This window comes from Pseudomonas sp. 9_2_1 (assembly GCF_059295275.1).
The window spans coordinates 867,029-889,943 of record NZ_CM181239.1; the positions used below are offsets into that span (position 1 = coordinate 867,029).

Consider the following 22,915-nt stretch of genomic DNA (forward strand, 5'->3'; position numbering starts at 1 on the left):
TCCATGCCGCCGGGCATGTGCCCGGCGGGATTGCGGCGGCCTCAGACAACGTGGATTCCGTTCTGCACCCACAGGTGGTGGCTTGGATCCTCCTGGGCCGTGTATTGGTTATAGTCGACCCCGTCGGCGGTTTGGTACCCGACCAGGGTCCAGTTGTCCGTCATGTGAACCGAGTCTTTGTCGTCCCCCTTGATGATCAGTGTGTCGGTGCCGGTTTCGGTGATTGCCACCACGTCCGCCAGGTTGAGGGTCAGCGCCACGGAACTTGTGTCGTTGAGGTCGATGATTTCAATGTCATGCACCCGCCCGGCCACGTTACCCAGGTCGATGCTGGCATCGCCGCCGCCCCACAGCAGGGTGTCGGTACCGCTGCCACCTTCGACGCTGGCGAAGTTCTGGTCGACTACCACCAGGGTGTCATTGCCGGCACCACCCTGCAGGGTGATATGCCCGCCCTGGCTGCCATCGAGGTGGTCGTTGCCGTCGGTGCCGGCGATCACATCGGTGGTGGCTGCCAGGCTGGCCAGCGCAACCGTTTCGTCACCGCTTTCAGACAGCAGCGAAGTGGTGGTGACGAGGCCGGCGGCGTTGTCCAGGTTGACGGTGAGCGTTGCCGTGTCGGTGCTGCCGTTGGGGTGGGTGAGCTCGTAGGTGAAGGTGTCGTGCTGGCCGACCGCCGCCGAGGTCAGCCCCGAATTGAGGGTATAGGTGTAGCTGCCGTCGGCGTGCACCAGCAACGTGCCGTAGGTGCCGGCAACGCTCACCCCGTTGTAGCCCGGGATGGTGTAGGTGTTGGCCGCCGTCAGCACGCTCAGCACGGTCAAGGCGGAGCCGACGTTGTCATCCGTCAGCAGGTTGCCGGTGGCCGCCGTCGCGCCGCTGACCACGAACTCGGTCAGGTGCGTGGTGGTGGCGTTGAGGCTGGTGGTGATTGAACTGAGCAAGCCGATGCCGCCCGCCGTGACACGTACGTGGTAAGTGCCAGCCCCCTGGTTCTGGAAGGTATACCCCGCACCGCCACCCAGCAGGCTGATCAGCGAGCCACCGTTGACCGTCTGCACCAGCACGTACTGGCCGGTAGCCGGGTTGAGCTTGAGCAGCTCGATGGTGGTGCCGTTGAGCAGGCTCAGCAGGTTGCTGGAGTTGACCACCACTTGCAGGTTGGCCGTGGTATCGGCGGCAACCGTGGCGGTGTAGGTGGCCTGCCGCGAACCAATTACAGGCAGGTTCAGCACGCCGAGCGTGGCGCTGCTGGTGTCTACCCGGTTGGCCAGCGTCAGGTCGCTGAAGCCGACATCGTTGACGGCATCGACTACCGTGGCTGGCGCAGCGTAGTTGGTGTCGCTCCAGATCTCCGTGGCCTGCGGGCTGTCGATGCGCACGTACAGGTTGGCGGCATCGGTCACACCGTTCGGGTGCGCCAGCTGATAGCTGAACACATCGACCTTGCCGACGCTGGCCGGGCTGCCGTTAGGGGTGTAGGTGTAGCTACCGTCGGCGCGGATCACCAGGGTGCCGTACAGGCCCTGGACCGTGGTGGCGGTATCCGCCGTGACATAGCTGCCGTCCTTCAGCACTTGCAGCACGGCGGCGCTGTCCGGGCCACGGGCATCGACGCTGCCGTCGGTACCCACGTCGGTGATGACGTTGCCGGTGGTGGCAGTGCCGGTGCCGGTGAACTGGGTCAGGCTGGTGGCCGTGATGTCCAGCGTGGTTGTGACCTGGGTGGCGACGCCAATGCCGCCGCTACCCACGGTCAGGCGGTAGTCGCCTGCCTGCAGTTTGCCGATGTCGACCTGCAGCCCGATGGGCAGCACGATCAGGTCGAGCAGCCCCTGGGTGTTGCCGGTGGCGAGGGTCACCCAGGCGCCGCTGGCGTCTTTCACCTGCAGGGTGAACGAAGCGTTGTTGAGTAGCGCCAGCACGCTGTTGGTGGTCAGGGTCAGGATCGGGTCGACCGTGGTGCCTGGCTCCACGGTCCAGGTGAAGGTCTTGGTGAAGCCCGACAGTACAGTCAGGAAGCTGTCTGTGTAGGTCTTGGTGGCGCTGACCGGTACCAGGTCGACCGTGGCCGTGGCCAGGTTGTCGCTGGCGATGACCGGCGCGTTCGCATCCACATCCGGCGCGGTGATGTTGACGTTGCCCGACACGTTGCCGCGGGGGTCGCTGACCGTCACCGAGAGGATCTGGCCGTTGTCCTGCGGCGGGGCCAGGGTCACGGTGAAGCCGCCGTCCGGGCGTACGGTTGCGGTCTGCAGCACGGTGCCGTTGGCGCTGCGCACGGTAACCGTGGCACCCACCTCGCCGGTACCGGTGAGGGTCGCGCCGTCGGCGCTGATCAGCAGGTTACCGGCAGCGGCTGGCGGGGTCAGGTCCGGTGCGGTAAGCGCGGTGCCGGTGGACACGTTGCCGGCGCTGTCGGTGAGGGTGACGCTGAGCGCCTGGTTGTCGATCTGGGCTGCAGTCAGGCTGACCACGAATGTGCCATTGCTGGCCACCGTCGCCGTGCCCAGCACGGTGCCGGCGCTGTTGCGCACGGTGACCGTGCTGCCGACCTGGCCAGTACCTGTGACCGAGGTGCCGTTGTTGTTGATGGCGGCAACCGGTGCAGCTGGCGGGGTAGTGTCCGGGGCAGGCAGGTTGACGCTGCCGGACAAGTTGCCAGCGGCATCGGCCTGCCGCACCACCAGCAGCTGCCCGTCGTTCTGTGCGGTGGTCAGGGTGATGGTGAAGCTGCCGTCTGCTTGCACCACACCGGTGCCAACCTGGCCGTTCGGGCCTTGAACGGTAACCGTCGCACCTGCCTCGCCACGGCCTGTCAGCACCGTGCCGGTGCCGTTGATTTGCACATTGGTCGGCGCGGCCGGCGGCTGCACATCGATGGCGGTGAAGCGGGTGCTGCCCGAGTTGTTGCCCGCCACATCGGCTTGGCTTACGCCCAGTTCCTGGCCGTTGAGCTGCGCGCTGTCCAGGGTGATGCTGAACGCACCACCGGCATTCACCACACCACTGCCGATCACGTTGCCGGTAGCGTCGCGCACGGTCACCGTGGCACCGGCTTCGCCGCTACCGGTCAGCACCAGGCCGTTGCTGGACAGGGCCGTCACCACCGGGTTGGCTGGCGGCGTAACGTCGGTGGCCTGCACGAAGGTAGGCTGCGACTCGCCGCCTACCAGTGCCACCGCAGTAACACTGATGTGCTGGCCATTGAGCAGAGGCGCGCTCAGCTGGAGCTCAAAGGTGCCGTTGAGTGTGGCACCCCCGGTGCCGATCAGGTTACCCCCGGCATCGTAGACGCGAATGCCGGTGCCACTGGGCGCACTGCCCGAGAGCGTCAAGCCGTCGCTGCCCAGCGTTACGTTGCTCGGTGGCACGGGTGGGGCGATCAACGGGGTCACGTAAGTGGCCACCGCCGAGGTGTTGAAACCGTCGGATTGGGTCACCGCCAGCGTGGCCAGTGAACCGGCCGCCGGCACCAGGGTGATCTGGAAGTTGCCGGCGGCATCCACCTCACCCGTACCCAGCACCGCCCCGCCGCGGCTCACGGTGACTGTTGCGCCTGCCTCACCTTTACCGGTCAGTATGTTGAAGGTGTTGTTGATGCCCAGGTCGGTAACCAGTGCCGGTGGCGAGGTGTCGTTGGTCTGGTAAGCCGCTGGCAGCGATGCGTTGCCTGCTGCGTCCGTGGACACCACGCTCAGCAGCTGGCCATTGTTTTGCGCCGGGCTGATCGGCACGGTGAACTGGCCGTTATCACCGACCACCACCTCGCCGACCACGTTGTTGTTCGGCCCGCGCACGGTGATGGTGCTGCCTGCCTCGGCAGTACCGGTCATCGAGGTACCGGCCGGGTTGAGCAACAGGTCGCTCGGCTGCACAGGTGGCGTCAGGTCTGGTGCAGTCACCACCAGTGGCGCGGACGGGTTGCCGGTCGCGTCCTGGGCAATCAGGGTGAGCTGCTGGCCATTGATTTGCGCCGTAGTCAGGTCGATGACGAAGGTGCCGTCCGGGTCGACTGTCACCTGGCCCAGCAGGTCGCCATTGTTGTTGATCACGGTGACCCGTGTGCCGGCCTCGGCGGTACCGACCAGCTGTGTGCCGCTGTTGTTGATGACTGCAACGACGGTGTCCGGTGGCGTGATATCTGCTGCCGACACAGTGCTGATCGGCGAGATGTTGCCCGTGCCATCGGTCAGGGTTACCTGCAGCACCTGGCCATTGAGCTGCGCGTCGTCCAGGTTGACCGTAAAGGTGCCGTTGGCGGCGACCGTGGTGGTGCCAATCTGAGCCGTGCCGACGAACACCTGCACGGTGGCGCCCGCTTCACCGACGCCGGTAAGCACATCGCCCGCTGCGTTCAGCTGCAGCTCGGTGGCTGGCACAGGCGGCGTGAGGTCTGGCGCCCGCACTTCGACCGGCTCGCTGACGTTGCCGGGTGGATCGGCCTGCTGTACCGACAGCACTTCATCGTTGATCTGCGGGGGTGACAGTTCGACGCGGAAGCTACCGTCGGCAAGCACCGTACCCGTGCCCAGCAGGGCACCGGCGGCATTGTTCACGGTAACCGTCGCCCCGGGCTCGCCCAGGCCGGTGACCACGCTGCCGTCGGTGTTGACGCCCACCTGGGTGAGCGCTGCCGGCGGGGTAAAGTCCGGCGTCAGCAGGGTTGCCACCGCCGACACGTTGCCGGCGCCGTCGGCCTGGGTGAAGCTGAGCAGTTCGGCGTTGCCCAGTGCCGGGTTCAGGGTGATGGTGAAGTAGCCACTGGCATCGACCACGGCGCTGCCGATTTCGTCGCCGGCCGGGTTGGTCACAGTCACCAGCGCGCCAGCTTCGCCACGGCCGGTGAGGGTGACGCCATCACCGGAAATGGCCAGTTCGCCTGGTGCGGCGGGTGGCGTGGTATCCGGCGCAGTGACGGCGCTGGAATCCGACTGGTTCCCAGCCGCGTCGGTCAGTACCACATTCACCTGCTGGCCGTTGGCTTGCGGCGAATCGAGATTGACCTGGAAGCTGCCATCAGCGCGCACTGTCGCGGTTCCCAGCACGCTGCCGTCGCTGGCCAGGACCTTGACTGCCGCCCCCGCCTCGCCGGTACCGTTGAGCAGGCTGCCGCCCCCGGCAAAGGCCAGGTTCTCGGCGGCATCCGGGGCCACCCGATCGGGTGCGATCAGGCTGACGCTGTTGGACTCGTTGCCGGCAGCGTCCCATTGCACGGCGCTGATCTGCTCGCCGTTGATTTGCGCGCCGCTCAAGTCGGCGCTGAAGTTGCCGTTGGCATCGACCAGTGCAGTGCCCAGGTCGACACCGCCTTCACCCGTGACGGTAACGGTAGCCCCAGGCTCGCCGCGGCCACTGAGCACCAGGCCATCGTTGGACAGCACCAGGTTGGTCAGTGGTTGCGGCGCGGTGGTATCCGGTGCCTGCAGGCTGGCCGGCAGCGATACCGCCCCATCGGTGCCCGTGGCACTGACTTGCAGCAGCTCGCCGTTGGCCTGCGCACTGCCCAGATTGACGGTGAAGGTACCGTCGTTGGCGACCGGGCTGGTGCCCAGCAATACGCCGTTCGGGCCGTACACGTTGACTGTGGTGCCAGCTGGTGCGGTACCTGTCACCGACAGGCCGTCGGCCGCCAGTACCAGGTTGTCCGGCGTATCAGGCACGAGCACGCCCGGTGCCGTGACGTTTTGCTCAGGCGATACGTTCTGCGCAGCGTCCGCTTGCACCACGCTCAGGCTTTCGCCGGTAATCGCGGCCGGCGACAGGCTGACGCTGAAGTGCCCGTCGGTAGCCACCGTGGCAGTGCCCAGCGCAGTCCCGTCCGCTGCCCGCACGGTGACAGTGGCGCCTGCCTCGCCGTTGCCAGCCAGGGTAGCGCCGTCAGCAGATACCGCAAGGTTGCTCACGGCGGCGGGTGGCGTGGTGTCGGCTGCGGCGTAGGGGGCTGCCGGCGATACATTGCCGGCAGCATCGGTTGCCGTGACCTGCAAGGCCTGGCCATTGGTCTGGGCGCTGTTCAGGGTGACCTGGAAGGTGCCGTTGCTGCCGGCAACTGCCGTGCCCAGAACGTTGCCGCTGGCATCGCGAACAGTCACGGTGCTGCCGGCTTCGGCGTTACCGGTCAGTTGCAGGCCGGTGGCCGCCAGGGCCAGTGCAGTCGGTGTGGCCGGTGGTGTGAAGTCAGGCGCGGTGACCGCCACGGCGCTGGAAGTGTTGTTGCCTGCGTCGGTCTGGGTCACGCTCAGCTGCTGGGCATTGAGCTGGGCGCTGGTGAGGGTCAGGGTGAAGCTGCCGTTGGCAGCGACCAGGCCGGTGCCGATTATGGTGCCATCCGGGCCGCGCACGCTCACCGTGGCGCCAGCTTCGCCCAGGCCGGTCAGGGTCAGTCCGTTATTGTTCAGCGCCACATTGGTCAGCGCTGCTGGCGGGGTCAGGTCCGGGGTCGCCACGTTGACCGCTGGCGAGGTATTGCCGGCGGCATCCACTTGCGTGACGCCGATGGCCTGGCCGTTGGTTTGCGGGGTGTCGAAGGTCACCGTGAAGCGCCCGTCGGCGCCTACCGTGGCCGTGCCGAGCACAGTACCGGCGGCATTGCGTACCTGTACCGTAGCACCCACTTCACCGCTGCCGGACAACTGCCGGCCGTCCTGGCTCAGCGCCGGGTTGCCGATGGCTGCAGGCGGCGTGCGGTCTGGCGTGGCCAGGCTGGCCGGACCGGATACGTTGCCGGCGGCATCACTGAGGGTGACCTGCAGTGGGCTGCCGGTGGTTTGTGCGCTAGGCAGGGTGACCTGGAACTGGCCGCTCTGGTTGACGGTGCCGGTGGCCAGGATGGCACCACTGGCATCGCGCACCGTGACGCTGGCGCCCGCTTCGCCCTGGCCGCTGAGCACGGTAGCTGCGCCGTTGAGGCTGAGATTGCTGGCGGCCAGCGGTGCCTGCAGGTCGGGTGCCTGCAGGCTGGCGGCGAGCGATACGTTACCTGCGGCGTCGGCCTGGGTGACGATCAGGTTCTGGCCGTTGGCGACCGCTGGCGTGAGGGTGACGGTGTACAAGCCGTTGCTGCCCACGGTGGCGGTACCGAGCACAGTGCCCTGGGTATCGGTCACGCGTACGGTAGCGCCGACTTCGCCCTGGCCGGTCAGCGTACTGCCGGTCCGGTCGATGGCTGCGGTCGGTGCATTCGGCGCCGTGGTGTCGTTGGCCACCAGGGTGGCTGGCACCGAAGGCTCGCCGTCGACCGTGGTGCGGGCGCTGACTTGCAGGGTCTGGGCATTGAGCTGGGCGTTCTGGAAGAACACGCGGAAGGTGCCGTCGCTGCCGACGGTGGCGGTGCCCAGGGTGGTGCCCCCGGAAGTCACGGTGATCAGCGAGCCGACGGTGCCCTGGCCGGTGAGCAGGAAGCCGTCGGCGCTGATGCTCAGGCCGGTAGGCGTTGCGGCTTCGGTGCCGGTAGGCCCGGCCACTGGCACTTCAGTGGAAATATTGCCCGCCCGGTCGATGACCACCACGGTGCCGTTGTCGCCAGCGGCCAAGGGCGGGTCTACCGGCACCACGAAGGTGCCGTCCGGGCCTGCGGTGCCGCTGCCGACAGGATTGCCGTCGGCGTCACGCACTTCCACGGTACTGCCTGGCTCGGCGCTGCCGCCCACGGTGGTGCCGTCCGGGCTGACGATAATCCCGGTGGCTGGCAGTGGGTCGGTGGTGTCTGGCGCAGTGGTGGTGATTGGCGCCGAATCGTTACCGGCAGCGTCGGTCACGACCACGGTCAGTGTCTCGCCGTTGGTCAGCGGGTCGGTCAGTGGCACGCTGAAGCTGCCGTCCGGGTCGACCGGTACGGTGACCACGTTGCCCGCGCTGTCGGTCACAGTGACAGTGCTGGCGCCCGGTGCACTGCCGGTGACGGTGGTGCCGTCATCGCTGACTGCCACCTCGGTAGGCAGGGCCGGCGGGGTGATGTCTGGTGCGGTGACTGGGGTGCTGTCGGAGACGTTGCCGGCAGCATCGGTCAGGGTCACCTCGAGCACCTGCCCATCAAGCTGTGCAGGCGCCAGCGGTACGGTGAAGTTGCCACCCGCCGGTACCACCACGCTGCCGAGCAGGTCGCCGGCGACGTTGCGTACTTCGACGGTGCTGCCTGCTTCACCAGTGCCCTGGATGGCGTTGCCACCCGCGGTGATGGTGAGGCCTGCCGGTGCGGTTGGCGCAGTATTGTCGTCGGCCGTGAAGCTGGTCGAAGGCGAGGCGTTGCCGCCTTCATCGATCAGCACCACCGAGACTGTTTCGCCGTTGGTTTGCGGTGGGGCTATCGGTACCTGGAAGGTGCCGTCGCCGTCCACCACCACGGTGCCCAGCAAATCCCCGGCACTGTTGCGTACTTCCACGGTGCTGCCTGCTTCGCCCTGGCCGCTGAGCAGCGTACCTTCTTCGTTCAGGCCAAGGCCCTGGGCCGGCAGCGGTGCCTCGAGGTCCGGAGCGGTCACGGTGTCGGCAGGGGAAGGGTTGCCGGCGCTGTCCGCCTGGGTGACGGTCAGCGTCTGGCCATTCACCTGCGCAGGGTTGATGGCCACGCTGAAGCTGCCATCTGCCTGCACGGTGGCGGTGCCCACTACCGCGCCGCCGGTGCCGGTGACGGTGACTTGCGCCCCGGGTTCACCGGTACCTGTGAGGGTAGTGCCGTCGCTCGACAGGCTGAGGGCGCCGGGAATCGCCGGAGCCTCGCTGTCGGGTGCCGCCAGATCTACGGCCGCCGACAGGTTGCCGGTCGGGTCGCGCTGCTCCACGGTCAGCGCCTGGCCGTTGGTCTGTGGCGGGTCAAGGGTGATTTCGAAGGCGCCGTCTGCGTCAATCACAACGCTGCCGAGCGCACTGCCATCCGGGCCGCGCACGGTGACGGTGGCGCCCGGCTCGCCGTTGCCGGTCACCGTGGTGCCGGTGTCGTCGATGGCCGGTGTAGTGACCACTTGCGGTGGCGTGGTATCTGGCGCGGTGAAGTCTACCGGGCCTGCGCTGTTGCCGAGGTTGTCGGTGGCGTCCACGGTCAGGCTTTCGCCGTTGCGTTGGGCGGTATTCAGGGTGACGTCGAAGCGACCGTCCGCGCCCACCGTGGCGGTACCCAGTACATTGCCGTCGGCATCGCGCACGGTGATGGTCGAGCCGCTCTGGCCCTCGCCGGTCAGGTGGATACCGGCGGTATCGATGGCCAGGCCCGAGGGTTGCAGCGGCCCGTCCAGGTCAGGGGCATTGATGGTGGCGGTCGAGGTGTTGCCGGCGTTGTCGCGCAGCACCACGTCCAGTTCCTGGCCGTCGGTTTGCGCTGGTGCCAGCTGCACGCTGATGACACCGTCGGCGCCCACCTGGGCATTACCCAGCACATTGCCCTGGGCGTCGATGACCTGCACCGTGGTACCTGGCTCGCCGCGCCCGGTGAGGGTGCTGCCATCGTTGCTCAGCTGCAGCTCGGTCGCTTCGTTGGGCGGGGTGATGTCCGGTGCGCTGACCTGGGTCGGCAGCGAGCTGTTGCCATCGGCATCGATGGCCACCACGTCGAGTGCTTCGCCGTTTGCCTGAACCGGCGTGAGGTCAATGGTGAAGCTGCCGTCCTGGCCGACTTGTACGCTGCCGACCACGTTGCCCTGGGCGTCCCGAACCTCCACCAGCGAGCCTGCCGGGGCGGTGCCGCTGACTGCACTGCCATCGCCTGCCACTACCACGTCGCTGGGGCTTTCTGGCACGGGTGCATCCGCCACGATCACGCCCAGGCCAACCGAAGGGTTGCCAGCGGCATCGATCTGCACCAGCACGATGGTTTCGCCAGCCGCCAGCGGGGTGTCGAGATCGACCACGAAGGTGCCATTGGCGGCGACGGTGCCGGTGCCGATCAGGTTGCCATCGGCATCACGCACTTCGACGCTGGCCCCGGCTTCGCCGCGACCCGATACGGCCAGCCCGCCCGCACCGGCTGCCACGTTGGTGATGATGTCCGGCGGGGTAATGTCCGGCGTCACATAACTGAGTGGCACGGAGGTATTGCCAGCCGCATCGATGACCGTGACGGTGACGGTCTCGCCGTTGGCCTGAGGTGGGTCGAGGGTGAGGGTGAAGCTGCCATCGAGCTCGGCGATGGTGTTGCCGATCAGGTTGCCGTCAGCATCATGCACTTCCACCCGCGCGCCAGGTTCGGCGCTGCCCACCAGGGTTTCACCCTCGGTCAGCACCAGCCCTGCCGGTTGCAGTGGGGCCACGTTGTCCGGGGTAAGCAGTGGGGCTGGCGTGGACACGTTGCCGGCGCCATCGGTCAGGGTCACCTGCAGGGACGAACCGTCCACCACCGGGTCCGGCAGTTGTACGGTGAAGCTGCCGTCCGGCTGCACGGTACCGCTGATCAGCAGCTCGCCCTGGTCGTTGCGCACTTCTACGGTCGCGCCCACTTCGCCGCGGCCCGACACGGTAAGGCCGTCGTCGCTGATGGCCAGGTTGCTGGCCGGTTCCGGCGGTGTGATATCGCCGCCATTATCGACGATCGGCGCGGTAACCGTGCCGGCCAGGGAAGCATTGCCGGCAGCATCGGTAGCGGTGACCTGCAGTTGTTCCCCAGCCACTTGCGCTGGGCTGAGGGTGATTTCGAAGGCACCGGTGGCACCCACCACGACACTGCCCAGCTCGGTAGTACCGTCGGCGGCCAGTACACGCACGGTGCTGCCCACTTCGGCGCGGCCGGTGACGACGGTGCCGGTCGGGTTGACCACCAGGTCGCTTGGCTCCAGCGGCGCGGTGATGTCCGGCGCGGAGACTTGTACCGGTAGCGACGAAGTACCGTTATTGTCGATGGCCACCACGTCCAGCAGTTCGCCATTGGCCTGGGCCGGGTCGAGCACGACGGTGAAGGTACCCTCGGCACCTACAACGATGCTGCCCACCAGGGTGCCGTCAGCGTCATGCACCTCGACGCGGCTGCCCACCGGGGCCGAGCCGCTGATGCTGGTGCCGTCCTCGGCCACCACCAGCTCGCTTGGGCTGGCAGGTGTGGTCACCAGCGGTACATCGTAGTCCAGCGCTGTCGATGCATTGCCGCTCGCGTCGGTCTGCACCAGGCTCAGGCGCTCGCCCGGCAGCGCGGCAGGGTCGAGGTCGAGCAGGAAGGTGCCGTTGGCGGTCACCGTGCCGGTGCCGATCAGCGCGCCGTTGGCGTCGCGCACCTCGACGGTGGCCCCGGATTCACCGCGGCCGCTCAGGGTCAGGCCGTCGGCGCCGACCACGATGTTGCTGACCACCGCAGGTGGTGTGATGTCCGGTGCATCGAACTGCAATGGGGTGGAGGTATTGCCGGCAGCATCCACCAGGCGGATGTCGAGCACTTCGCCATTGGCCTGGGCAGGCGACAAGGTGACGCTGAAACTGCCGTCCTCGTTGACCAGGCCGGTGCCGATCACGTCGCCAGTGGCGTCGCGCACCTGCACCGTGGCGCCTGGCTCGCCGCTACCAGTCAGGGTAACGCCGTCGACCAGCTCCAGGCCCGACGGTTGCGCAGGGGCTTGCAGGTCCGGGGTATTCACTGTGCCCGGTTCGGATTCGTTGCCGGCGGCGTCGGTCAGCACCACTTGCAGGCTGCTGCCATCGTTAACCGGCGGGTCCAGGGTGAGCTGGAAGGTGCCATCCGGGTTGACCGTGCCGTTGGCCAGCACGTTGCCTTGGGCATCACGTACTTCGACGCTGGCACCGGCCTCGCCACGGCCGTTCAGCTGGCCACCGGCCAGGCCGATGACCAAATTGGTCGGGGCCTCTGGCGGCGTGGTGTCGCCGCCGTCGATGTCCGGTGCGGTGACATTGCCAGCGGTGGAGGCATTGCCGACAACGTCGGTGGCAGTGACTTGCAGCTGCTCGCCGTTCACTTGTGGCGGGTCGAGGGTGATGCTGAAGCTGCCGGTGGCGCCGACTACTACGGTGCCCAGTACGGTGGTGCCGTCGGCTGCCAGCACACGCACGGTGCTGCCGGCTTCGGCGCGGCCGGTGACGACGGTACCGTCGCCATTGATCAGCAGTTCGCTCGGGGCGACCGGTGCGGTGATGTCCGGTGCGCTTACCTGTACCGGCAGGGACGAGGCGCCGCTAGCGTCGATGGCCACCACATCCAGCAGTTCGCCGTTGGCCTGGGCCGGGTTGAGGATGACGGTGAAGGTACCTTCGGCACCTACCACGATACTGCCCACCAAGGTGCCGTCAGCGTCATGCACCTCGACGCGGCTGCCCACCGGGGCCGAGCCGCTGATGCTGGTGCCGTCCTCGGCCACCACCAGTTCGCTCGGGCTGGTCGGGGCAGTGGTCAGCGGTACTTCGAACGCCAGCGCTTCGGAGGCGTTGCCGGCGGCGTCGGTTTGCACCAGGCTCAGTTGCGCGCCTGGCTGGGCGGCGGGGTCGAGGTCGGCGATGAAGGTGCCGTTTTCGCCGACAGTAGCAGTGCCGATGACGGTGCCGTCGGCATCGCGCACCTCCACGGTAGCACCGGCCTCGCCACGGCCACTGAGCACCAGGCCATCGGCGCCGACCACGATGTTGCTGACGGCGGCTGGCGGTGTGATGTCCGGGGCATCGAACTGCAGCGGTTCGGAGTTGTTTCCGGCTGCATCCGACAGCCGCACTTCCAGCGCCTCGCCATTGGCCTGGGCCGGGAACAGCGTGAGGCTGAAGGTGCCGTCCTCGTTGACCAGGCCGGTGCCGATCACAGTACCGGCAGCGTCGCGCACTTGTACGGTGGCGCCAGGCTCGCCGCGCCCGCTGAAGGTGACACCCTCAACCAGGGCCAGCTCCGTGGGTTGAGCAGGGGCTTGCAGGTCCGGGGTGTTGACTGTACCCGGTTCGGATTCGTTGCCGGCGGCGTCGGTCAGCACCACTTGCAGGCTGCTGCCATCGTTAACCGGCGGGTCCAGGGTGAGCTGGAAGGTGCCATCCGGGTTGACCGTGCCGTTGGCCAGCACGTTGCCTTGGGCATCACGTACTTCGACGCTGGCACCGGCCTCGCCACGGCCGTTCAGCTGGCCACCGGCCAGGCCGATGACCAAATTGGTCGGGGCCTCTGGCGGCGTGGTGTCGCCGCCGTCGATGTCCGGTGCGGTGACATTGCCAGCGGTGGAGGCATTGCCGGCAACGTCGGTGGAGGTGACTTGCAGCTGCTCGCCGTTCACTTGTGGCGGGTCGAGGGTGATGCTGAAGCTGCCGGTGTCGCCGACTACCACGGTGCCCAGCACGGTGGTGCCGTCGGCTGCCAGCACACGCACGGTGCTGCCGGCTTCGGCGCGGCCGGTGACGACGGTACCGTCGCCATTGATCAGCAGTTCGCTCGGGGCGACCGGTGCGGTGATGTCCGGTGCGCTTACCTGTACCGGCAGGGACGAGGCGCCGCTAGCGTCGATGGCCACCACATCCAGCAGTTCGCCGTTGGCCTGGGCCGGGTTGAGGATGACGGTGAAGGTACCTTCGGCACCTACCACGATACTGCCGACCAAGGTGCCGTCAGCGTCATGCACCTCGACGCGGCTGCCGACCGGGGCGCTGCCGCTGATGCTGGTACCGTCTTCGGCCACCACCAGTTCGCTCGGGCTGGTCGGGGCAGTGGTCAGCGGTACTTCGAACGCAAGCGCTTCGGAGGCGTTACCGGCGGCGTCGGTTTGCACCAGGCTCAGTTGCGCGCCTGGCTGGGCGGCGGGGTCGAGGTCGGCGATGAAGGTGCCGTTTTCGCCGACAGTAGCAGTGCCGATGACGGTGCCGTCGGCATCGCGCACCTCCACGGTAGCACCGGCCTCGCCACGGCCACTGAGCACCAGGCCATCGGCGCCGACCACGATGTTGCTGACGGCGGCTGGCGGTGTGATGTCCGGGGCGTCGAACTGCAGCGGTTCGGAGTTGTTGCCGGCTGCATCCGACAGCCGCACTTCCAGCGCCTCGCCATTGGCCTGGGCCGGGAACAGCGTGAGGCTGAAGGTGCCGTCCTCGTTGACCAGGCCGGTGCCGATCACAGTACCGGCAGCGTCGCGCACCTGCACGGTGGCGCCAGGCTCGCCGCGCCCGCTGAAGGTGACACCATCAACCAGGGCCAGCTCCGTGGGTTGCGCAGGGGCTTGCAGGTCCGGGGTATTCACTGTGCCCGGTTCGGATTCGTTGCCGGCGGCGTCGGTCAGCACCACTTGCAGGCTGCTGCCGTCGTTTACCGGCGGGTCCAGGGTGAGCTGGAAGGTGCCATCGGGGGTGACCGTGCCGTTGGCCAGCACGTTGCCTTGGGCATCACGTACTTCGACGCTGGCACCGGCCTCGCCACGGCCGTTCAGCTGGCCACCGGCCAGGCCGATGACCAAATTGGTCGGGGCCTCTGGCGGCGTGGTGTCGCCGCCGTCGATGTCCGGTGCGGTGACATTGCCAGCGGTGGAGGCATTGCCGGCAACGTCGGTGGCAGTGACTTGCAGCTGCTCGCCGTTCACTCGTGGCGGGTCGAGGGTGATGCTGAAGCTGCCGGTGGCGCCGACTACTACGGTGCCCAGTACGGTGGTGCCGTCGGCTGCCAGCACACGCACGGTGCTGCCAGCTTCGGCACGGCCGGTGACGACGGTACCGTCGCCATTGATCAGCAGTTCGCTCGGGGCGACGGGTGCGGTGATGTCCGGTGCGCTGATCGATGTTGGCAGGGACGAAACTCCCGCATCATCGATGGCCACCACGTCCAGCAGTTCACCATTGGCCTGAATCGGGTCAAGTGCCACGGTGAAGCTGCCATCGGCACCTGCGACCACGCTGCCGAGCAGTGTGCCATTGGCATCATGTACTTCCACGCGGGTGCCGGCAGGTGCAGTACCGCTGATGCTGCTGCCATCTTCGGCGAAGACCAGATCGCTTGGGCTGGCTGGGGCGGTAGTGGCCGGCACTTCGAACTGCAGTGCCTGCGAGGCGTTACCGCTTGGGTCGCTCTGCACCAGGCTCAGTTGCTCACCCGGCTGGACTGCCGGATCGAGGTCGACGAGGAAGGTGCCGTTGGCCGCCACCACACCGGTGCCGATCACGCTGCCACTGGCATCGCGCACTTCGACGGTCGCACCTGGTTCGCCACGGCCGCTCAGGGCGAGGCCACCGGCGCCTACGATGATGTCGCTTACCGCCTCGGGCGGTGTGATGTCCGGTGCATCGAATTGCAACGGCGCCGAGGTGTTGCCGGCGGCATCCACCAGGCGCACGTCCAGTGCTTCACCGTTGGCCTGGGCCGGCGACAGGGAAAGGCTGAACAGGCCGTCGGCGCCGACCAGGCCGGTACCGATCACGGTGCCGGCGGCATCGCGCACCTGCACGGTAGCGCCTGGTTCACCGCGCCCGGTGAAGGTGACGCCGTTGATCAGGGCCAGCTCGATGGGCTGCGCAGGGGCCTGCAGGTCCGGGGAATTGACCGAAGCGGGTGGCGACACGTTGCCGGCGGCATCGGCCAGGGTCACTTGCAACGCGCTGCCGTCATTCACGGCAGGGTCCAGGGTGATGGTGAAGCTGCCGTCCGCCGCAACGGTGCCGGTGGCCAGTACATTGCCTGCGGCATCCACAACCTGCACGGTGGCACCGGGCTCGCCGCGACCGGCCAGCTGGCTGCCGGCCAGGCCGACTACCAGGTCAGTCGGCGCTGCCGGTGGCGTGATATCGACCCCATCGATATCCGGCGCAGTGACTGCGCTGGTCGCCGAGGTGTTGCCGGCGGCATCGGTTGCGGTCGCTTGCAGCACCTCGCCGTCGACCTGGGCGGGTTCCAGGGCAATGCTGAATACTCCGGTAGGGCCGACCACCACCGTGCCCAGCTCGGTGCCATCAGCGGCCACAACACGTAGGGTGCTGCCCGGTTCGGCGCGGCCGGTGATGACGCTGCCATCAGCGCTGACGGCCAGATCGCTTGGGGCGGCCGGTGCGGTGATATCGGGAGCGTTGATCTGCGTCGGCAACGAAGACACGTCGTCGACATCGATCGCCACCACATTCAGCAGTTCGCCGTTGGCTTGAGCAGGGTTGAGCTCGATGCTGAAGCTGCCATCGGCATTGGCCGTGGCGGTGCCGATCAGTGCACCGCCGGCATCGTGCACCTCGACGCGGCTGCCGGCAGGGGCAGTCCCGTTGAGGGTGGTGCCATCGGCATCAATGACCAGACCGCTCGGGCTGACCGGGGCGGTAGTGAGCGGCACTTCGTATTCGAAGGCGAGCGAAGCGTTACCGCTTGGGTCGACCTGAACCAGGCTCAGCTGCTCGCCAGGTTGTGCGACCGGGTCCAGGCTGATCAGGAAAGTGCCATTGGCGGTGACCACGCCACGGCCCAGCAGGTTGCCATCGGTATCACGCACTTCCACGGTGGCGCCGGCTTCGCCGCGGCCACTCAGGGCCGTGCCGCCCTGGCCTACCAGGATATCGCTGACGGCATTCGGTGGGGTGATATCCGGGGCGTTGTATTGCAGCGGTGCCGAGGTGTTGCCGGCGGCATCCACCAGGCGTACGTCCAAAGCTTCGCCGTTGGCCTGGGCAGGGGACAGATTCAGGCTGAATGTGCCGTCTTCGTTGACCACGCCACTGCCGATGATAGTGCCGGCTGCATCACGCACTTGCACGGTAGCGCCCGGCTCGCCGCTACCGGTGAAGGTCACGCCGTCGGCCAGGGCCAGTTCGGTTGGTTGGGCAGGGGGCAACAAGTCAGCCGAGGTTACCGAGCCCGGCTGCGAAATATTGCCAGCAGCATCGGTCAGGGTAACTTGCAGGGTGCTGCCGTCAATTACGGCAGGGGCCAGGGCGATGATGAAGGTGCCGTCGGCGCCGACAGTACCGGTGGCCAGGACATTGCCTTCCGCATCACGGACCTGCACGGTGGTGCCGACTTCACCGCGACCACTGAGCTGGCTGCCGGCCAAACCGATCACCAGATCGACAGGCGCCTCAGGTGGCGTGGTGTCGCCGCCGTCGATGTCCGGTGCAGTGACCGAACTGGCTTCTGAAGTGTTGCCTGCGGCGTCGGAGGCGGTAGCTTGCAGTACTTCGCCGTCTACCTGCGGCGGGTTGAGGGTAATGCTGAACACACCCGTTGCACCCACGACGGCAGTGCCGATCTCGGTGCCATCGGCGGCCACGATCCGTACGGTGCTGCCGGGTTCGGCGCGACCTGTCAGGACGGTACCGTCAGCGCTGACGGCCAGTTCGGTTGGTGCAGCAGGGGCAGTGATGTCCGGAGCGGTGACCTGGGCCGGCAGCGAGGAAAGACCGCTGTCATCGATCGCGACCACATCCAGCAGTTCGCCATTGGCCTGGGCGGGGTTGAGCTCGATGGTGAAGCTGCCATCGGCGTTGGCGACGGCGCTGCCGATCAGGGTGCCGTTGGCATCATGCACTTCGACGCGGCTGCCAGCCGGGGCAGTACCGGTCAGGGTGGTGCCGTCGGCATCAATGGCCAGGTTGCTTGGGCTGTCTGGTGCAGTGGTTAAAGGCACATCGTATTCGACGGCCACAGACGCATTGCCGCTTGGGTCGGTCTGTACCAGGCTCAGTTGGTCGCCGGGTTGGGCGGCCGGCTCGAGGTCGATCAGGAAGGTGCCGTTGGCACCGACCACGCCGGTGCCGATCACCGTGCCGCTGGCATCGCGTACTTCGACGGTGGCACCTGGTTCACCGCGGCCGCTCAGGGCCAGGCCTCCGGCACCGACCACGATGTTGCTCACCGCCTCGGGCGGAGTAATGTCCGGTGCATCGAATTGCAGCGGCGCCGAGGTGTTTCCGGCGGCATCCACCAGGCGTACGTCCAGGGCTTCGCCGTTGGCTTGGACGGGCGCCAATGTGACATTGAACAGGCCATCCGCACCCACTACACCGGTGCCGATGAGGGTGCCGGCAGCATCGCGCACCTGCACGGTAGCGCCTGGCTCGCCGCGACCGGTGAAGGTCACGCCGTCGGCCAGGGCCAGTTCGGTGGGTTGAGCGGGCGGCAGCAGGTCGGCCGAGGTCACGGAGCCCGGTTGAGAAACATTGCCCGCCGCATCGGTCAGGGTAACTTGCAGGGTGCTGCCGTCCACGACGGCAGGGTCCAGGGTCAGCACAAAGGTCCCATCCGCACCTACCGTGCCAGTGGCCAGGACATTGCCTTCCGCATCACGGACCTGCACGGTGCTGCCGACTTCACCGCGACCACTGAGCTGGCTGCCGGCCAAACCGATCACCAGATCGACAGGCGCCTCAGGTGGCGTGGTGTCGCCGCCGTCGATGTCCGGTGCAGTGACCGAACTGGCTTCTGAAGTGTTGCCTGCGGCATCGGAGGCGGTCGCTTGCAGCACTTCGCCGTCCACTTGCGGCGGGTCAAGGGTGATGCTGAACACACCCGTTGCACCCACGACGGCAGTGCCGAGCTCGGTGCCATCGGCGGCCACGATCCGCACGGTGCTGCCGGGTTCGGCGCGACCTGTCAGTACGGTACCGTCAGCGCTCACAGCGAGTTCGGTCGGTGCAGCAGGGGCAGTGATGTCCGGAGCGGTGACCTGGGCCGGAAGCGAGGAAAGACCGCTGTCATCGATCGCGACCACATCCAGCAGTTCGCCATTGGCCTGGGCGGGGTTGAGTTCGATGGTGAAGCTGCCATCGGCGTTGGCGATGGCACTGCCGATCAGGGTGCCGTTGGCATCGTGGACTTCCACGCGGGTGCCGGCGGGTGCGCTACCGGTGAGGGTGGTGCCGTCGGCATCAATGGCCAGGTTGCTTGGGCTGTCTGGTGCAGTGGTCAGCGGTACATCGTACTCGACGGCGACCGAGGCGTTACCGCTTGGGTCGGTCTGCACCAGGCTCAGTTGGTCGCCGGGTTGGGCGGCCGGATCCAGGTCGATCAGGAAGGTGCCGTTGGCACCGACCACGCCGGTGCCGATCACGCTGCCGCTGGCATCGCGTACTTCGACGGTGGCACCTGGTTCACCGCGCCCGCTCAGGGCGAGGCCAGCGGCACCGACGACAATATTGCTCACCGCCTCGGGTGGGGTGATGTCCGGTGCCTCGAATTGCAGCGGCGCCGAGGTATTGCCGGCGGCATCCACCAGGCGTACATCCACGGCTTCGCCGTTGGCCTGGGCAGGGGAGAGGGTCAGGCTGAACAGCCCGTCCGCACCCACTCCACCAGTGCCGATGAGGGTGCCGGCAGCATCGCGCACCTGCACGGTAGCGCCCGGCTCGCCGCGACCGGTGAAGGTCACGCCATCGGCCAGGGCCAGTTCGGTTGGTTGAGCTGGCGGCAACAAGTCCGCCGAGGTTACCGAGCCCGGCTGCGACACGTTGCCAGCAGCATCGGTCAGGGTGACTTGCAAGGCGCTGCCGTCAATTACGGCAGGCGCCAATGCGATGATAAAGGTGCCGTCGGCGCCGACAGTGCCGGTGGCGATGGTATTGCCCTCGGCGTCATGCACTTGCACGGTGCTGCCGGCTTCGCCGCGACCGCTGAGCTGGCTGCCGGCCAGGCCGATCACCAGATCGACAGGCGCCTCAGGTGGCGTGGTATCGCCGCCGTCAATGTCCGGTGCAGTGACCGAACTGGCTTCTGAAGTGTTGCCTGCGGCATCGGAGGCGGTAGCTTGCAGCACTTCGCCGTCTACCCGTGGTGAGTCAAGGGTGATGCTGAATACACCCGTTGCACCCACGACGGCAGTGCCGATCTCGGTGCCATCGGCGGCCACGATCCGTACGGTGCTGCCGGGTTCGGCGCGACCTGTCAGGACGGTACCGTCAGCGCTGACGGCCAGTTCGGTTGGTGCAGCAGGGGCAGTGATGTCCGGAGCGGTGACCTGGGCCGGCAGCGAGGAAAGACCGCTGTCATCGATCGCGACCACATCCAGCAGTTCGCCATTGGCCTGGGCGGGGTTGAGCTCGATGCTGAAGCTGCCATCGGCGTTGGCGATGGCACTGCCGATCAGGGTGCCGTTGGCATCGTGGACTTCCACGCGGGTGCCGGCGGGTGCGCTACCGGTGAGGGTGGTGCCGTCGGCATCAATGGCCAGGTTGCTTGGGCTGTCTGGTGCAGTGGTCAGCGGTACATCGTACTCGACGGCGACCGAGGCGTTACCGCTTGGGTCGGTCTGTACCAGGCTCAGCTGGTCGCCGGGTTGGGCGGCCGGCTCGAGGTCGATCAGGAAGGTGCCATTGGCACCGACCACGCCGGTGCCGATCACGCTGCCGCTGGCATCGCGTACTTCGACGGTGGCACCTGGTTCACCGCGGCCGCTCAGGGCCAGGCCTCCGGCGCCGACCACGATGTTGCTCACCGCCTCGGGCGGGGTGATGTCCGGTGCATCGAATTGCAGCGGCGCCGAGGTGTTTCCGGCGGCATCCACCAGACGTACGTCCAGGGCTTCGCCGTTGGCCTGGGCAGGGGAGAGGGTCAGGCTGAACAGCCCGTCCGCACCCACTACACCAGTGCCGATGAGGGTGCCGGCAGCATCGCGCACCTGCACGGTAGCGCCCGGCTCGCCGCGACCGGTGAAGGTCACGCCATCGGCCAGGGCCAGTTCGGTTGGTTGAGCTGGCGGCAACAAGTCCGCCGAGGTTACCGAGCCCGGCTGCGACACGTTGCCAGCAGCATCGGTCAGGGTGACTTGCAAGGCGCTGCCGTCAATTACGGCAGGCGCCAATGCGATGATGAACGTGCCGTCGGCGCCGACAGTGCCGGTGGCGATGATATTGCCCTCGGCGTCATGCACTTGCACGGTGCTGCCGGCTTCGCCGCGACCGCTGAGCTGGCTGCCGGCCAGGCCGATCACCAGATCGACAGGCGCCTCAGGTGGCGTGGTATCGCCGCCGTCAATGTCCGGTGCAGTGACCGAACTGGCTTCTGAAGTGTTGCCTGCGGCGTCGGAGGCGGTAGCTTGCAGTACTTCGCCGTCTACCTGCGGCGGGTTGAGGGTAATGCTGAACACACCCGTTGCACCCACGACGGCAGTGCCGATCTCGGTGCCATCGGCCGCTACGATGCGTACGGTGCTGCCGGGTTCGGCGCGACCTGTCAGGACGGTACCGTCAGCGCTGACGGCCAGTTCGGTTGGTGCAGCAGGGGCAGTGATGTCCGGAGCGGTGACCTGGGCCGGCAGCGAGGAAAGACCGCTGTCATCGATCGCGACCACATCCAGCAGTTCGCCATTGGCCTGGGCGGGGTTGAGCTCGATGGTGAAGCTGCCATCGGCGTTGGCGACGGCGCTGCCGATCAGGGTGCCGTTGGCATCATGCACTTCGACGCGGCTGCCAGCCGGGGCAGTACCGGTCAGGGTGGTGCCGTCGGCATCAATGGCCAGGTTGCTCGGGCTGTCCGGAGCAGAGGTCAGCGGCACATCGTACTCGACGGCGACCGATGCGTTACCGCTTGGGTCGGTCTGCACGAGGCTCAGGTGTTCGCCGGCCTGCACGTCGAGTTCGAGCAGGAACGTGCCGTTGGCGGAGACCACTCCACGGCCCAGCAGGTTGCCATCGGCATCGCGCACTTCGACGGTGGCACCGGGTTCACCGCGGCCGCTCAGGGCCGTTCCCCCGGCGCCGACCAGAATGTCGGTGACGGCTTCGGGCGGGGTGATGTCGGGCGCGGTGAATTCCAGAGGAATCGAGCTGTTGCCGGCGGCATCCACCTGGCGGATATCCAGGGCTTCGCCGTTGGCCTGGGCAGGCGCCAGGGTCAGGCTGAAGGTGCCGTCGGCGTTGACCAGGCCAGTGCCAATGATATTGCCGGCCGCATCGCGAACCTGCACGGTGGCGCCGCGCTCCCCACGGCCGGTGAGGGTGACGCCGCTGGCCAGGGCCAGGTCGGTGGGCTGGTCTGGGGCGGTGGTATCAGGGGTGTCGACGTCCGGGGCAGTGATGCCGGCGGCCGGTGAAGTATTGCCGGCTGCGTCGGCGGCGCTCACTTCCAGGGCCTGGCCATCGGTTTGCGGTGGTTGCAGGGCGATGCTGAACTGGCCATCTGCACCCGCGACCGCCGTGCCCAGCAGCACACCGCCGGCGCCACGCACGGAAACTGTCGAGCCGGGCTCGGCGCGCCCGGTAAGGGTGCTGCCCTGCCCATCGATGGCCAGCTCGGTCGGGGCCAGTGGTGCCGTGGCGTCCGGGGCCGTGACGGTGCCGGGCGCCGAGACATTGCCGGCGCCATCGGTCAGGGTGACGTCAAGGTTCTCGCTGTTGATCTGCGGCGGGTTGAGCGCAACATCGAAACTGCCATCGGCAGCCACTGTGCCGCTGCCGATCAGGTTGCCGGCTGCATCACGGATGTTCACGGTGCTGCCGGCTTCGCCGCGCCCGGTCAGGCGCAGGCCATTTGGGGATACCAGCAGGTCGATCGGTGTGGCCGGTGGCGTGGTGTCGCCCGGCTCTGATCCGCTACTGCTGCCGCCACCGCTGTGATCGGCCGCCGCTGCCGCACCGCCGACACCGAGCAGGCTGAGCCCGGCAATCGCCCAGGTGGGCATGGCGCTCCCGGCACTGCCGATACCCGCCACCAGCTCGTCCAGCGAGGCCACGTCTTCGAAGGTGAAACCGGTAAACGCCGCCGCATCGTACTGGGCATGCCACAGGGTGCCGTCTTCGCCGACAAAGACAATATCGCTGCCAACCCCGGCCTGGTCCACTGCGAAGAAGTTGCCGATAGTCACTTTTTCACCCGACTTCAGCGTGACGATCAGGTCTTGCCCGCGCTGGGTGACGGTGGCTACCTGGTCAGGGGCCACAGGCATCTGTACGACGCCCGGTCCGTTAAGCGTGATGTTGCCAAAGGCGTTCTGGGTGGCGACTGCGGATTGCTTATCGGCGACGACGATGTTGTCCATGGATGCTCCCTGCTGGTATGCGGATCCCCCGGCCCGAACTATTCGGGCCACAACCGGCGCAACAGAGCCCTTTACCGGGCGTTGAG

1 protein-coding gene is annotated in these 22,915 nt (G+C 67.3%); it reads right to left on the reverse strand.

Annotation, left to right across the window (positions count from 1 at the left end):
* Positions 1-41 precede the first annotated feature (41 nt).
* Positions 42-22,829 carry a BapA/Bap/LapF family large adhesin gene (locus AC5O5I_RS03925; RefSeq protein ID WP_494512102.1) on the reverse strand — a complete coding sequence of 7,596 codons (22,788 nt, stop codon included), beginning with the start codon at positions 22,827-22,829 and terminating at the stop codon, positions 42-44.
* Between the last annotated feature and the right edge of the window lie 86 nt (positions 22,830-22,915).

What these genes read in the sequence shown, in the direction of transcription:
- AC5O5I_RS03925 (WP_494512102.1), bottom strand. Translation starts at nt 22,829, where the DNA reads ATGGACAACATCGTCGTCGCCGATAAGCAATCCGCAGTCGCCACCCAG.